This window comes from Streptomyces niveus (assembly GCF_001723055.1).
GTDB lineage: Bacteria > Actinomycetota > Actinomycetes > Streptomycetales > Streptomycetaceae > Streptomyces > Streptomyces niveus.
Genome location: NZ_MDCR01000047.1, coordinates 1 through 13,222 on the forward strand (window position 1 = coordinate 1; position 13,222 = coordinate 13,222).

The following is a 13,222-nucleotide window of genomic DNA, read 5'->3' on the forward strand; positions in this document are numbered from 1 at the left end:
CCGACGCCCCGGCGGGCGAAGCCCTCGTACGTCGCCTGATAGCTGGCGGTGATCAGGACCTGGGCGCCGGCCCGTACGTAGGCGGCGTGGGCCGCCTCGATCTGCTCGGGCGCGTCGTCCAGGAGCCGCGCCGACCACAGGTCGTCGGACAGGTCGCAGCCCTGTGCCCGCAGTTGGTCGGACAGCCCCCCGTCGAGGACGAGGCTGCCCTCGGCGAGCGCGGTGGCGAGTGTGCGGACGGGCTTCACGGGCGCCTCCCTGTCCTGGGTCGGTGGACAGTTCGGCTCAGCGGGAGGGCTGCTCGATCAGGTCGGCGCCCAGTTGGGACTGGACCTGGGAGGAGAGCAGTTCCAGGTGGTCGAGGTCGTCCAGGTCCAGCATCTGGCAGTAGATGCGGGACGCGCCGATGGCTCCGTATCGGCCGATCTTGTCGACGACCTCGGCGGGCGAGCCCGCGAGTCCGTTCGCTTTCAGTTCTTCCACCTCCCGTCCGATGGACGCGGCCCGGCGGGCCACTTCCGCGTCGGTCTTGCCCACGCAGGCGACCAGCGTGGTCGAATACACCAGGTCGTCGGCCTTCCGTCCGGCCTTGACCGCCGCGTCCCGTACGCGGCCGAACTGCCTGTCGCTGTCTTCGATCGACGCGAACGGGATGTTGAACTCGTCGGCGTACTGCGCCGCGAGCCGCGGGGTGCGCTTGGCGCCGTGCCCGCCGATGAGTACCGGGATCTTGGACTGCGTCGGCTTGGGCAGCGCGGGTGAGTCGGTCAGTTGGTAGTGCGTTCCGTCGTAGGAGAACTTTTCGCCGGACGGTGTGCCCCACAGTCCGGTGACGATGGCCAGTTGCTCTTCGAGTCGGGCGAACTTCTCTTTGGGGAAGGGAATTCCGTATGCCGTGTGTTCCTCCTCGAACCAGCCCGCGCCCAGGCCCAGTTCGATCCGGCCGCCCGACATCTGGTCGACCTGCGCGACCTGGATGGCGAGGACGCCCGGCAGTCGGAAGGTGCCTGCCGTCATGAGGGTGCCGAGCCTGAGGTGCTTGGTCTCGCGTGCGAGGCCGGCGAGTGTGATCCAGGCGTCGGTGGGGCCGGGAAGTCCGTCTGCGGAGCCCATCCGCAGGTAGTGGTCGGAGCGGAAGAAGGCGTCGAAGCCGAGGTCTTCGGTCGCCTTGGCGACGGTCAGCAGTGTGTCGTAGCTGGCCCCTTGCTGGGGCTCGGTGAAGATTCGAAGATCCATGGATCCATCCTGCACCTCCGAGCGCCGGTCGTGCGCGCGTCCTCGCCGGGCCCCGCGCCATCACCGGCGACAAACCTGGCGACGCGGATGGTCATCGCCGGGATACTGGTCGCCCATGGATGAGGTAAAGGTTGTTGTCGCCCATTCCGAGCGCGCGACCCTGCGCGTCGGCGATGTGTTCCTGAAGGTGGACGCCGATCAAGGACGCATCGACACCGAGGTCGAGGCGATGTCCCTCGTGCCGGTCCCGACCCCGGAGATTCTCTGGCGGAAGCCGCCCGTGCTCGCGATCGCCGCTGTCCCGGGGACGGCTCTCGGCCGCCTCGGCGAGCCGTCGACCGCGCCGCCGGCGGCGTGGGCCGCGACGGGGGCCGCGATCCGGATGTTGCACGACGCGCCGTTGCCGCCCTGGTCCGGCGGGGCCGGCCGGGACCTCACCGAGTTGGCGGCCGAACTCGACAGCGAGTGCGAGCAGCTCGTGGCGAGCGGTTTTCTGCCCGCCGACCTGGTGACCCGTAACCGCCAGGTCGCCGAGGCCGCGTTCCGGCCGTGGACTCCCGCGTTTACGCACGGCGACCTCCAGATCACCCATGTGTTCGTCGACGGCGACGAGATCACCGGCATCATCGACTGGTCCGAGGCGGGCCGGGGTGATGCGCTGTACGACCTCGCCACCTTGACGCTCGGACACGAGGAGCATCTTGGCGACGTCGTCGCCGGCTATGGCTCCGATGTCGACCGCGACGTGATCCGCGCGTGGTGGTCTCTGCGCAGCCTGCTGGCGGTTCGCTGGCTGGGCGAGCACGGCTTCGACCCGTTCGCACCTGGCTGTGAGGTCGACGTGCTGAGAGCCCGGATGTGAGCCCGGATGTGAGCCCGGATATGAGTCCGCGCGGGCCCACAACTCATCGGCGGGAACGGGCACGTTGCAGTCGTCCGCGGAGGTCCGGAGCCTCCTGTTGTTAGTTGTCGTCGGTCGTTCACACCGCTGCGTCATCCTCGCTCCTTCTCCCTCTCCCTTTCCTTCTCCGTCTCGCGCACCCGTTCTCGTACCTCGTCCTGTGCGGTGAGCTTTCGCAGCATGCCGAGGACTCGGTCGTTCGATTCGTCGGCGGCGTCGATCGCCTCGATGCACTGCCAGTACAGCCCTTCCTCGTCCGTGCCGCAGGCCACGGAGACGAGGGCGATTCCCACTTCGCCGAGGAGCACGCCGAGTCCGGTCAATGTGGTGCGCGGGTCTATGACCGTCGAGAGTCGTGCCGCCCGTATCCCTCCGGCGCGCAGCGAGGGGTGGTCAGGTGACGCGCCTCCCCGCGCGCCGGTTTCGGCGAGGCCTCTTGCCTCCGTCCTCAGCTCCTGCGGTCCGTGCAGGGCCAGTTGGTCCCCGATCGCCTGGGCGAGAGCCTGCGCCTGCCAGGCTTCCGCCACGATGTCCAGTGCCACTCCGCTCCGGGCCAAGGCAACCCGGCCGGCTCCGATGAGCCTTTCCGCGTCCATTCGCCGTCCCCGTCTCCGTCTGTCCGATGTGTCCGTCGGTCCCCATCTGTCGAACACCCCGCCCACTTACTCATTACCCAGAGTGAGGGGTCGGCAACAGAAAGACCAGAGGAATTCGGAAATCTGTGGACAGGAAGCCAGTTGTGGATAACTCGGTCACTCCGCAGAGTGACGAATCAGTCGGATGTGGACGTCGGCGGGGTCGCGGGTCCGGACTCGTACGACGCGGACCCGGGCTCAGGCGCGGACCCGGACCCGGGCTCGGGCTCGGGCTCGGGCTCGGAAGGCTGGTCGCCGTGCGGCGGGAAGCGCAGCTCGTTCCGGTCGATCTTCTCGGAGAGCGCGGTGAGCGCGTCGATCCCCAACACGTCGCAGAATTGGAGGAGATACGCCAGTACGTCGGCGACCTCGTCGCGCACGCGGTGCGCCGACCCGGGGTCCTCCATCACCCGCGCCGACTGCTCGGGCGTCAACCACTGGAAGATCTCCAGCAGTTCGGACGCCTCGACGCTCAGCGCCGCGGCCAGGTTCTTGGGTGTGTGGTACGGCTCCCACTTCCGCGCCGCCGCGAACTCCACCAGTCTGCGCTGCAATGCCTGTACATCAAGTTCCGTCACGGACCCAGATCTATCAGGTGTGCGAGGTGCGCCAGGTGCACGTGGTGTGCCAGGTCACGGCTGCTGGACCGCCGCCGCCGCGATCCCCTCCACCTCGGTGCCGACCGGCGCGAGCAGGAAGACGTTGCGGTCGACGCGGTGCATGCCGCTGCCGAGCCCGAAGACGACGCCGCTGCTGAAGTCCAGGATGCGTTTGGCCACGTCGGTGTCGGCGCCGGTCAGGTCGAGGAGCACCGGGATCTGCGCGATGAGATGGTCGGCGACGTCACGCGCGTCGGCGAAGACCTGGACCCGCAGGACCACGAATCGCCGCTGCTCGGCGGTGTAGTCCTCGGGGATGGTGCGGTGGTCGACGCGCGAGGGCCACTCGTTGCGGCCTCGCAGCGGGACGACCTGGGCCAGGCCCTCCCACTGCTCGTCGGTGGCGTCGTACCTGTCGTATCCGCCGTACCGGCTCACCGGATCACCCCGCCCGCGCGCTGTGTATGCATGTGGCCAGTCTCCCGCTCCTCACCCGTTCGGCCCAACAGCGACACGGGCCTGTCGGGACCCAAGTCGCGAGCCGGGGGTCCGCAGAGGTCCGATGGGGTTCGACGGGGTTCGACGGGGTTCGAGCCATGTGTCCGGTCAGGCGCCGACGTACGTCGCGAGGTGTTCGCCGGTGAGGGTGGAGCGGTCCGCGACGAGGTCGGCGGGGGTGCCCTCGAAGACGATCCGTCCGCCGTCGTGTCCGGCGCCGGGGCCGAGGTCGATGATCCAATCGGCGTGCGCCATCACCGCCTGGTGGTGTTCGACCACGATGACCGACTTGCCGGAGTCGACGAGCCGGTCGAGCAGGCCCAGCAGTTGCTCGACGTCGGCGAGGTGCAGTCCGGCGGTGGGCTCGTCGAGGACGTAGATGCCGCCCTTCTCGCCCATGTGGGTGGCCAGTTTGAGCCGTTGCCGTTCGCCGCCGGAGAGGGTGGTGAGTGGCTGGCCGATGGTGAGGTAGCCGAGTCCGACGTCGGCGAGCCGGTCCAGGACGCGGTGTGCGGCGGGTGTGTGTGCCTCGCCGGCGCCGAAGAACTCCTCGGCCTCGGCCACCGACATCGCCAGTACCTCGCTGATGTCGCGGCCACCGAGGTGGTGTTCCAGTACGGACGCCTGGAACCGCTTGCCTTCGCACTCCTCGCAGACGGCGGCGACGCCGGCCATGATCCCGAGGTCGGTGTAGACGACGCCGGCGCCGTTGCAGTTGGGACAGGCGCCTTCGGAGTTGGCGCTGAAGAGCGCCGGTTTCACGCCGTTGGCCTTGGCGAAGGCCTTACGGATCGGGTCGAGCAGCCCGGTGTACGTGGCGGGGTTGCTGCGGCGTGAGCCGCGGATCGCGCCCTGGCCGATCGCGACGACGTCCGCGCGGCGAGCCGGATCCTTGACGAGTGATCCGTGCACGAGGGAGCTCTTGCCGGAGCCGGCGACGCCGGTGACGACGGTGAGGACCCCGAGCGGGATGTCGACATCGACGTCGCGCAGGTTGTGGGTGGTCGCGCCGCGGATCTCCAGTGTGCCGGTGGGTTCGCGGACCGTCGTCTTGAGTGCGGCCCGGTCGTCGAAGTGGCGGCCGGTGACGGTGCCCGCCGTACGCAGCCCGTCGATGGTGCCTTCGAAGCAGACGGTGCCGCCGGCCGTACCCGCGCCGGGGCCGAGGTCGACGACGTGGTCGGCGATCGCGATGGTCTCCGGTTTGTGTTCCACGACGAGCACCGTGTTGCCCTTGTCGCGCAGGCGCAGCAGCAGGTTGTTCATGCGGCTGATGTCGTGGGGGTGCAGTCCGATCGTCGGCTCGTCGAAGACGTATGTGACGTCGGTGAGGGAGGAGCCGAGGTGGCGGATCATCTTGACGCGCTGTGCCTCGCCGCCGGAGAGGGTGCCGGACGCGCGGTCGAGGCCGAGGTAGCCGAGTCCGATCTCGACGAACGAGTCGAGGGTCGCGCCGAGCGCGTCGAGCAGCGGTGCGACGGACGGTTCGCGCAGCGCGCGTACCCAGTCGGCGAGGTCGCTGATCTGCATGGCGCAGGCGTCGGCGATGCTGATGCCTTTGATCTTCGAGGATCTGGCTTCGTCGCTGAGCCGGGTGCCGTCGCAGTCGGGGCAGGTGGTGAAGGTGACGGCACGGTCGACGAACTCCCGGATGTGCGGTTGCATCGCCTCCCGGTCCTTGGAGAGGAACGACTTCTGGATCTTGGGGATGAGCCCTTCGAAGGTGAGGTTGACCCCTTCGACCTTGACCTTTGTCGGCTCGCGGTAGAGGAAGTCCTGCATTTCCCTCTTGGTGAACTTGGCGATCGGCTTGTGCGGGTCGAGGAGTCCCGACTCGGCGTAGACGCGCACGGTGAAGAAGCTGTCGGACTTCCAGCCGGGGATGGTGAACGCGCCGTCGGCGAGCGACTTGGAGTCGTCGTAGAGCTGGGTGAGGTCGATGTCGGAGACGGTGCCGCGGCCTTCGCAGCGGGTGCACATGCCGCCGGTACGGCTGAAGGTCGCCTTGACGGCCCTGCTCTTGTTCGCGCCGCGTTCGACGGTGATCGCGCCGCTGGCGTGCACCGACGCGACGTTGAAGGCGAACGCGCCGGGCGAGCCGATGTGGGGGCTGCCGATCCGGCTGAAGAGGATGCGGAGCATCGCGTTGGCGTCGGTGGCGGTGCCGACGGTGGAGCGGGGGTCGGAGCCCATCCGCTGCTGGTCGACGATGATCGCGGTGGTCAGTCCTTCGAGTACGTCGACCTCGGGGCGCGCCAGTGTCGGCATGAAGCCTTGTACGAAGGTGCTGTACGTCTCGTTGATGAGGCGCTGCGACTCGGCGGCGACGGTGCCGAAGACGAGCGAGCTCTTGCCGGAGCCGGAGACGCCGGTGAAGACCGTGAGCTGCCGTTTGGGGATCTCGACGCTGACGTCCTTGAGGTTGTTCACGCGCGCGCCGTGCACCCGGATCACGCCGTGGCTGACGGCACCGTCCGGGGCGGGGGTTCGCTCGGGGGTTCGCGCGGATGTCCGGGTGGCCGCACGGGTACCGGTTCCCGCCCCGGCCCGCGTACCCGTCCCGGCCCGCGTGCCCGCCCGTGCACCCTCGCCGGTCCTCGTGGGCTTGCTCATCGTGTCTCCATCTGTGAGGCGGCGTCGCCCGCGCGGTCGCTGTCGGCGTCGCCCGCCTCGAACCGACCAGCGCTGATGTCCATGGCTGCCACGCTAATGCGGCCGGGCGGCGGACGCTTCTCCGATACTGACCGGTCCTGGAGAGGGCGCGGGCGGGTCCGTCTCAGCGGGCGAGCATCTCCTGTGAGACGTCCCACAGCCGGGCCGCCGCCTCGGGGTCGAGCGCGTAGTCGGCGACGCCGGTGTTACCCGGCGGTACGTGCGGTCCGGCTTCGGCTACGTCCTCGAAGTACCGGCCGCCGATGTCCTCCAGGAGCGGTGAGACCGCGACGAAGACCGAGGTGGCGGCGCCCTGCTCGGGTGTCTTCCAGGAGTAGGAGTCCATGAGCGTCTTGAACTCGGGGTTCCCCTCCTGGTGCCGTTGCAGATTGGTGCGGATACCGCCCGGCATGAGGGCGTTGGCGGTGATCCCGTCCGCGGCCCACCGCTTGGTCGCCTCGACGGCGAACAGCACGTTGGCGGTCTTGGACTGGCCGTACGCCGACCACGGCTCGTACTCCCGGTTCTCGAAGTGGATGTCGTCGAAGACGACGGGCGAACGCAGGTGGCCGCTCGAACTCACCGACACGATGCGCGCGTTGCCCGCCTCCGCCAGCGCGTCGTGCAGGCCGAGCGCCAGCCCGAAGTGACCGAGGTGGTTGGTCGCGAACTGGTGCTCCCAGCCCTCGGGGGTGCGGTTCAGCGGCTCGGCCATCACACCGGCGTTGTTGACGAGGATGTGCAGCGGGCCCTGCCAGGCCGTGGCGAACGCGGCGACGGACGCGCGGTCGGCGAGTTCGATCGGGGCGACGAGGACGTGGGGGTTGCCGGTCGTGGCGGTGATGTCGGCGGCCGTACGCTCGCCGGCCTCGACGTTCCGTACGGCGAGGGTGACCTCGGCGCCCGCCGACGCCAGCGCGCGGGCGGTCTCGACCCCGATGCCGGAGGCGCCGCCGGTGACGACGGCGCGCCTGCCGGTCAGGTCGGTGCCGTCGACGACCTCGGCGGCGGTGGTTTCGCGGGTGAAGGGGGTGGTGATCCTGACGGGCTGATTCATGACGGTCCTCTTCTGTGCGATTCGGCACTGCTCGGTGCGATTCGGCGCTGCTTGGTTCGGCTCGGCTCGGTTCGGCTCGGTGCGGCTCGGTGCGGGATCTGTACGGCTGATTTACGGCTCCGAGGCGGACCGCACCGGTGAAATGACGGGTTCAGGCCCCGCCGTACAGTAAGCGGAGGATCCTCCGCTCAGCCCAGCTAACCGGAGGAGGCTCCGTTTAGCAAGCATGCCCGCCGTGGGCTACGTTCGGGCCGGGATCACCGAGCCGAGCGGGCAGCGGCAGGAGAGGGAGGGAGGACCACGTGACAGCAGCGAACGGCGACCGGCCCCTGCGCGCGGACGCCCGGCGCAACCGCGACCTCGTCCTCGCCTCCGCGATGCGCCTCCTCTCCGACGCGAGCGGCGGGAGCGGCGGGAGCGGCGGGAGTCCGACCCTGGACGCGATCGCGAAGGACGCGGGCGTCGGCATCGGAACGCTCTACCGCCACTTCCCCACCCGCGAGGCCCTGGTCGAAGCCGTCTACCGCAACGAACTGACAGCCGTCTGTGACGCCGCCCCCGCACTCCTCGACGAACTGGCCCCCGTCGACGCGACGCGCGCGTGGATGGACCGCTACATAGACTTCATGATCGCCAAGCAGGGCATGGCCGACGCGCTCCGCGCGGTCATCGCCTCCGGCGGAAACCCCTACGCGCACAGCCGCGACCTCCTCGGCTCCGCGATCAGGCTGCTGCTCGACGCCGGGGCCGCGGACGGCGCCCTCCGTAAGGATGTCGACGCCGACGACGTGCTCGTCAGCATCAGCGGCGTCGCCCTGGCCGCGGGCGGGCCGAGCATGCGCGAGCAGGCGGGCCGCCTGCTGGACCTCCTGCTGGACGGTCTGCGCTACCGGCCCTGACCCGCCGCCAGCCCCTCCCGGAAGCCCGGGAACCGCGGCGTCCAGGCCAGCTCCGTACGGGCCCGCTCGTTGGAGACCCGCACGTCGACACGGGTCATCACCTCACCGATGTACGGCGCGGCGAGCCGGATCAGTCCGGCGGGGAGCGCGAGCGGCCGGGGCGTACCGCGCGTACGCGCGACCTCCTCCATCAACTCGCGCCACGTGGCCGGTGTGTTGTCCACGACGTTGTAGACCCGCCCCGCCACTCCCCGCTCCAGCGCGGCGACGGTCGCGGACGCCGCGTCGTGGTGGTGGATCAGGGCGAGCGTCCCGGAGCCGGCGCGCCCTGAGGCCACCGGAAGCCGCCGTTTGCGCAGCAGATCGGCGTAGATCCCGGTGTCACCGCCGTAGAAGAGGCCGTAGCGCAGGGCGATCCCCTCGATGCCGGGTCCGGCGCCCAGCGTCTGGTCCTCGGTGGACTTCAGCGCGGCCAGCACCGGGTCCGTCCTGGCGCCGGTGGGCACGGCGAACGGCGCGTGCTCCGTAAGAGGGTCACGCCCCAGCTCACGGAAGCCGTATCCGAGGAACATCGACTGCGTGACAAAGCGGGTGGCCCCCAACTCCCGTGCCGCCTCCAGCAGGTTGCGCGTCCCGTCCACGCGCAACCGGTTGGTCGGCTCCATGTCGCCGTACCGTGCGGGCGCCTTGGTCAGCGACGTGAGTTCATGGACGACGGCGTCGGCGGTCAGCCCTTCCACGGCGGCCAGCAGCGCACCGCGGTCGAGTACGTCGGTCACGACGGCGCTCACCCCGGCCCGCCTGAGCCGGTCGGCACCACGCGCGCCGCGCGTGGTGCCGATGACCTCATGACCGGCCGCGAGCAGTTGCGGTACGAGAAACCGGCCGAGTGTGCCAGAGGCTCCGGCGAGGAGAACCTTCATGACTCCTCCTTAGGAGGGCGCGGGATGGTTCCGCGCGACCTCCGCGGTACGTGACTCCTCCAGCAGTTCGGGAAACGCCGCCGGGTTCAAGTACTCGCTTTCGACCGTAGCGCGTCAGGTCCGCTCCCGCGAGGCCGGTACGTACGCCCATACCGTCTTCCCCAGCCCCGACCGCCCGCTCACCCCCCACCGCACGGCGATCGCGTCCACGAGCACCAGCCCGCGCCCCGTCTCGCCGTCGCCTGCGGCGTCGCGGGGCGCGCGTGCCGGCAGGGCGTTGTGGGTGTCGGTCACCTCGACGCGTACGAGGTTCTTGGCGCTGTTGTACGCGAGCCGCAACGCGAAGTCCCGTCCCGGCACCCGGCCGTGGAGCACGGCGTTCGCGGCCAGCTCGGCGACCACGAAGGCCGTCGCGTCGGACGGCCCGGAGCCGTACGGGATGCCCCACGCGTCGAGCTGCTGAGTGGCGAGCCGCCGCGCGAGCCGGGCGCCGCGCCGGGTCGCGGAGAACCGCTGAGTGAACACACGTACGGTGACGGCCTCTTGGGCCTGGGGGGATGGCATACGCCCAGCGTCCGGCCCGGCTCGCGCGCGTCACCAGGGAAGCTGCGCTCGCAGGCTCACAGCCATGAGGCTACGGTGAGTTTGCTGGAGCGACTGCGAGGAGCACTGCGAACACCACTCAACTGACATGGTTCAAGAGCAGCTACAGCGGCAGCGATGGCGACAACTGCCTCGAAGTCGCCTGGGCGAAGAGCACCCACAGCAGCGGTGACGGTGACAATTGCGTCGAAGTCGGGTGGTCGAAGAGCACTCACAGCGGTGACGGCGGCGACAACTGCGTCGAGGTCGCCGCCCAGCCCCACGCCGTCCTCGTACGGGACTCCAAGGACCCGAACATCGGCCGGCTCACCCCCACCGCCTGGGCCGCCTTCACCGCACACCTCTCAGCGAGCTGATGCGCTGAACGGGGCGGCCCGAGTGTTCCTCGGGCCACCCCATCCGCGATCAGCACATCTTCTGGCTGGCCGCCTGGCCGGCGAGCGGGTCGCCCGCCCTGCGGAGTGAACCGACGGCCGCCGTGCAGTCCTTGACCGTGGCCGCGCCGTCGGACCAGAACTCCTGGCCGTTGTGGTCGGTCCAGGCCCGGCCGCCGAAGAAGTCCTCCTGGCTGTAGCTGTAGACGGCGACGCTCACGTCGTAATCCTTGCTGGTCTTACGGAATGAATCCCAGACCCAGAGATACCCGTAATTCTCGTTGCACGTCTTCGAGTAGAACTGCTTGACCGAGGCGATGTGCGCGCCGGCCCGGTCGATGTACGCTGTCTTTCCGACCTGGTAGGCGTCGGCACAGACTCCCGCGACGCGCGCTTTCGCGCTCGCCGGGTTTCCCGCCTCCGTCGGGGCCGTCGACTTCGACGTCTTGGCCGACTTCGACGGGGCCGGTGCCGGGCCGTCGCCCGCGACCGCCGCGCCCGCCGGGATCAGAGCGAATGCGCAGGCCGTGGCCACGACAGCGCGCTTCGTGTAGCGCATAGGAACACACCTTTCTCGGAGCAAAAGGGCGCAGTAAACCCACGGGCCCGCCAATGGCGGCTTCCGCTCGGCTATCGGGCCCGATGCTGTCTGCTGGAATTACTTCCGAACACATAGGCAGACACGGGATCTTCCCCGAGGGTTGCACGGCTTCACAGGTTTTATTTCGGGCGGATAAACGGAATTCCCGCCTCGGCTCCATTTCGATCTCTGGAGAGACATGACGACCGACAACGACGCGTCAACGGGCAGCCGGCGTAAGCCGTGGCACGAGCTTCCGCGTTCCGTACGGGCGGGTATCGAGGACGTGCTCGGCGGCAGGGTGACCGTGGCGACGAGCCGGCCGGGCGGGTTCTCCGACGGGCTCGCGGCGCGGCTCGAACTCGCGGACGGGCGCAGGGCGTTCGCCAAGGCGGTCGACGTGGGGGCGGCGCCCGGGGTGGCGGCGTTCCACCGGCGTGAGGTGGTGGTGAACGGTGGGCTGCCGGGCGGGGCTCCCGTACCGGAGCTTCTGGGGTCGTACGACGATCAGGGGTGGGTGGCGCTCGTCTTCGAGGACGTCGACGGGGCGCTGCCCGTACAGCCGTGGCGCGAGGGCGAGTTGGTACGGGTGCTCCACGCGCTGACGGACCTCTCGCGGCGGCTGACACCGGCGCCGCCGCCCCTCAACTCGCCCGGCGCATTCCCCCGGTTGGGCGGCTGGGGGCGGCTGGCGGACAGCGAGCGGTCGCTGGCGAAGCTGGGTCGGATCGCGCCTGTCGCCGCGGGTGAGTTGGACCGGCATCTGGCTCTGGAGGCGCTGTTGCCGGAGGTGATGGTCGGGGAGACGTTGGCGCACGGGGACTTGTATCCGTTCAACGTGCTGCTGACGCGGGACCGCGTCGTGGTCGTGGACTGGCCGCACGCGTGGGTGGGGCCCGCGTACGCGGATCTGGTGATGCTGCTGGGGAGTGTGGCGCTCGGCGGGGTCGACCCGGAGCCGTACGCCGCCCGGCATCCGCTGCTGAGGGGTGTCGAGCCGGTGGCGGTGGATGTGCTCGTATCGGCGCAGGCGGGGTTTCTGCTGGCGGCGGCGTGTTCGATGGACTCGGCGGATCCGGGGACGGATCCGAAGCTGGAGGGCATGATGACGGCGCTCGGCCGTGCGTCGTTGTGGTGGTTGTCGCTGCGAGGCCAGCGCCGCTCCGGACGGTGAGTGGCCGGGCCGCGACGGCCCGCCTACGGGCGGCGCTCGGGCGGAGCCGGCCGCGCGGCGCCGTCGATCGCGAGCCATGGTGCGGCGGCTGTCGCGGTGGGTGTCATACCGGTGAACGCCTTGACCTCGCGGTGGAGGTGGGGCTGGTCGACGTAGCCGCTCGCGACCGCCACGTGAGCGGCGGTGCCGCCCGCCGCGAGCAGGTGGGCTGCGTGGTCGAAGCGCACCAGCTGGGCTGCGCGTTTGGCGGCGAGGCCGATCTGGGACCGGAAGCGGGACCAGAGGCGTTTACGGCTCCATCCCACCTCGTTCGCCGGACTCCCGACGCGTATCCGTCCCCGGCCGGCCCCCGGCGCGGTCCGCCGGGGGGCCGGACTGCCGTTACGCGCCACCCGGGCCGCCGCGCTGGCGCAGGGAGATCCGGTTGCCGTCCGGGTCCACCGCCTCGATACGGAGCCCGAACGGGTACGTCTCCGGTTCGGGCTGGTCGAAGGTGACGCCCCGGTCGCGCAGTGCCTTGAAGTCGCCCGTCAGGTCGTCCGATTCGAGGAAGACGGGTCCGGGTGTGGCGCCGGGCCGGGCGTTCGCCGGCCGGCCCGCGCCGGCGGGGTGCGGCCAGAGAAGGAACTCGACCGGGCTGCCGGGGACGGCGACGGTCAGGAAGCGTACCTCCGGTCCCGGATGGTCGACGCGGGTCTCCAGGCCGAGTTGTTCGGTGTAGAAGCGCAGCGCGCGGTCCTGGTCGGTGACGTAGATCGTCACGTACATGACGTTGGTCAGCATGGTGTTGTCCTTCTTCCTCTCCACCCCTGGTGGGTGGTGCCGGTGTTGCTCCGTGCCCCACTGACGGATCGCGGCCGAGGAATGTGACCGCCGGTTTCGAGATGTCGGATCATGGACGCACTGTCCGCTCCGTGAGATACGTGTGCGTGGAATCGAATGTGCGCGCTAGTCTCACCGCCATGTCCGCACCCGCCCGCCTCCTCTGTCTCGCGTGCTTCGCGAACTCGGTGTGGTGCGTCGACGACAACCTCTGTTGTTCCTGAGTCGAGCCCCCGCGCCCCGCACCTCGCTGCCGCCGACCACCGACT

The 13,222-nt window shown here is 69.8% G+C and carries 15 protein-coding genes and 1 pseudogene; 4 read left to right on the plus strand and 12 right to left on the minus strand.

Annotated features, from left to right (window positions below; all coding sequences use genetic code 11):
* Together BHU15_RS07280 and BHU15_RS07285 are read right to left on the minus strand one after the other, a co-directional pair.
* The coding region (locus tag BHU15_RS07280; RefSeq protein ID WP_171908330.1) for a homocysteine S-methyltransferase family protein at positions 1-248 on the minus strand (248 nt) is incomplete at its 3' end.
* A 37-nt stretch (positions 249-285) separates the two neighbouring features.
* Complete coding sequence (locus BHU15_RS07285) at positions 286-1,236, minus strand: LLM class F420-dependent oxidoreductase (RefSeq protein WP_069626422.1); 951 nt, start codon at positions 1,234-1,236, stop codon at positions 286-288.
* A 115-nt stretch (positions 1,237-1,351) separates the two neighbouring features.
* Between BHU15_RS07285 and BHU15_RS07290 the strand changes: the two genes are divergently transcribed.
* The gene (locus tag BHU15_RS07290; protein WP_069626423.1) at positions 1,352-2,098 is read left to right on the plus strand and encodes a phosphotransferase family protein; all 747 of its coding nucleotides are present in this window, start codon (positions 1,352-1,354) and stop codon (positions 2,096-2,098) included.
* A gap of 131 nt (positions 2,099-2,229) precedes the next feature.
* Here the strand turns inward: BHU15_RS07290 and BHU15_RS07295 are convergent, their stop codons facing one another.
* The 5 genes from BHU15_RS07295 to BHU15_RS07315 form a co-directional block, all read right to left on the minus strand.
* Positions 2,230-2,733, minus strand: coding sequence for a DUF6099 family protein (locus BHU15_RS07295; RefSeq protein WP_069626424.1), 504 nt, complete (start codon positions 2,731-2,733; stop codon positions 2,230-2,232).
* 176 nt (positions 2,734-2,909) lie between these two features.
* Entirely contained in the window at positions 2,910-3,350 is a 441-nt protein-coding gene (locus BHU15_RS07300; protein ID WP_069626425.1) for a nucleotide pyrophosphohydrolase, read from the minus strand.
* A gap of 54 nt (positions 3,351-3,404) precedes the next feature.
* Positions 3,405-3,809, minus strand: a complete 405-nt coding sequence (locus BHU15_RS07305; protein ID WP_023538021.1) for a cell division protein SepF — start codon at positions 3,807-3,809, stop codon at positions 3,405-3,407.
* 168 nt (positions 3,810-3,977) lie between these two features.
* On the minus strand, positions 3,978-6,482 hold the full coding sequence (locus BHU15_RS07310; protein ID WP_079127969.1) for an ATP-binding cassette domain-containing protein: 2,505 nt from the start codon (positions 6,480-6,482) through the stop codon (positions 3,978-3,980).
* Between the two features lie 163 nt (positions 6,483-6,645).
* Complete coding sequence (locus BHU15_RS07315) at positions 6,646-7,578, minus strand: SDR family NAD(P)-dependent oxidoreductase (RefSeq protein ID WP_069626426.1); 933 nt, start codon at positions 7,576-7,578, stop codon at positions 6,646-6,648.
* Positions 7,579-7,880: 302 nt separating this feature from the next.
* On the opposite strand from BHU15_RS07315, the gene BHU15_RS07320 reads away from it, so the two are divergent.
* Positions 7,881-8,477, plus strand: a complete 597-nt coding sequence (locus BHU15_RS07320; protein WP_069626427.1) for a TetR/AcrR family transcriptional regulator — start codon at positions 7,881-7,883, stop codon at positions 8,475-8,477.
* Here BHU15_RS07320 and BHU15_RS07325 read toward each other — a convergent pair.
* Together BHU15_RS07325 and BHU15_RS07330 are read right to left on the minus strand one after the other, a co-directional pair.
* Complete coding sequence (locus tag BHU15_RS07325) at positions 8,465-9,400, minus strand: NAD-dependent epimerase/dehydratase family protein (protein ID WP_069626428.1); 936 nt, start codon at positions 9,398-9,400, stop codon at positions 8,465-8,467. The two genes, BHU15_RS07320 and BHU15_RS07325, sit on opposite strands and share 13 nt — an antisense overlap.
* Positions 9,401-9,514: 114 nt before the next feature.
* On the minus strand, positions 9,515-9,964 hold the full coding sequence (locus BHU15_RS07330) for an ATP-binding protein (RefSeq protein ID WP_171908331.1): 450 nt from the start codon (positions 9,962-9,964) through the stop codon (positions 9,515-9,517).
* 122 nt (positions 9,965-10,086) lie between these two features.
* Between BHU15_RS07330 and BHU15_RS38105 the strand changes: the two genes are divergently transcribed.
* Positions 10,087-10,359: a DUF397 domain-containing protein gene (locus BHU15_RS38105; protein WP_079127973.1), complete on the plus strand. Its 273-nt coding sequence runs from the start codon at positions 10,087-10,089 to the stop codon at positions 10,357-10,359.
* Between the two features lie 49 nt (positions 10,360-10,408).
* Here BHU15_RS38105 and BHU15_RS07335 read toward each other — a convergent pair whose 3' ends face one another.
* Complete coding sequence (locus BHU15_RS07335; protein WP_023538032.1) at positions 10,409-10,936, minus strand: hypothetical protein; 528 nt, start codon at positions 10,934-10,936, stop codon at positions 10,409-10,411.
* A 220-nt stretch (positions 10,937-11,156) separates the two neighbouring features.
* On the opposite strand from BHU15_RS07335, the gene BHU15_RS07340 reads away from it, so the two are divergent.
* Complete coding sequence (locus BHU15_RS07340) at positions 11,157-12,131, plus strand: aminoglycoside phosphotransferase family protein (RefSeq protein ID WP_069626429.1); 975 nt, start codon at positions 11,157-11,159, stop codon at positions 12,129-12,131.
* 23 nt (positions 12,132-12,154) lie between these two features.
* On the opposite strand, the pseudogene BHU15_RS07345 reads toward BHU15_RS07340, so the two are convergent.
* Positions 12,155-12,481: pseudogene (locus BHU15_RS07345) on the minus strand (helix-turn-helix domain-containing protein); the annotation flags it as partial.
* A 31-nt stretch (positions 12,482-12,512) separates the two neighbouring features.
* Positions 12,513-12,914: a VOC family protein gene (locus BHU15_RS07350; RefSeq protein ID WP_069626443.1), complete on the minus strand. Its 402-nt coding sequence runs from the start codon at positions 12,912-12,914 to the stop codon at positions 12,513-12,515.
* Positions 12,915-13,222 lie beyond the last annotated feature (308 nt).

Excerpts from the sequence above, each read along its gene's own strand:
- BHU15_RS07285 (WP_069626422.1), bottom strand. The coding sequence starts at position 1,236 with ATGGATCTTCGAATCTTCACCGAGCCCCAGCAAGGGGCCAGCTACGAC.
- BHU15_RS07290 (WP_069626423.1), top strand. The coding sequence starts at position 1,352 with ATGGATGAGGTAAAGGTTGTTGTCGCCCATTCCGAGCGCGCGACCCTG.
- BHU15_RS07295 (WP_069626424.1), bottom strand. The coding sequence starts at position 2,733 with ATGGACGCGGAAAGGCTCATCGGAGCCGGCCGGGTTGCCTTGGCCCGG.
- BHU15_RS07310 (WP_079127969.1), bottom strand. The coding sequence starts at position 6,482 with ATGAGCAAGCCCACGAGGACCGGCGAGGGTGCACGGGCGGGCACGCGG.
- BHU15_RS07315 (WP_069626426.1), bottom strand. The coding sequence starts at position 7,578 with ATGAATCAGCCCGTCAGGATCACCACCCCCTTCACCCGCGAAACCACC.
- BHU15_RS07325 (WP_069626428.1), bottom strand. The coding sequence starts at position 9,400 with ATGAAGGTTCTCCTCGCCGGAGCCTCTGGCACACTCGGCCGGTTTCTC.
- BHU15_RS07330 (WP_171908331.1), bottom strand. The coding sequence starts at position 9,964 with ATGCCATCCCCCCAGGCCCAAGAGGCCGTCACCGTACGTGTGTTCACT.
- BHU15_RS07335 (WP_023538032.1), bottom strand. The coding sequence starts at position 10,936 with ATGCGCTACACGAAGCGCGCTGTCGTGGCCACGGCCTGCGCATTCGCT.
- BHU15_RS07340 (WP_069626429.1), top strand. The coding sequence starts at position 11,157 with ATGACGACCGACAACGACGCGTCAACGGGCAGCCGGCGTAAGCCGTGG.
- BHU15_RS07350 (WP_069626443.1), bottom strand. The coding sequence starts at position 12,914 with ATGCTGACCAACGTCATGTACGTGACGATCTACGTCACCGACCAGGAC.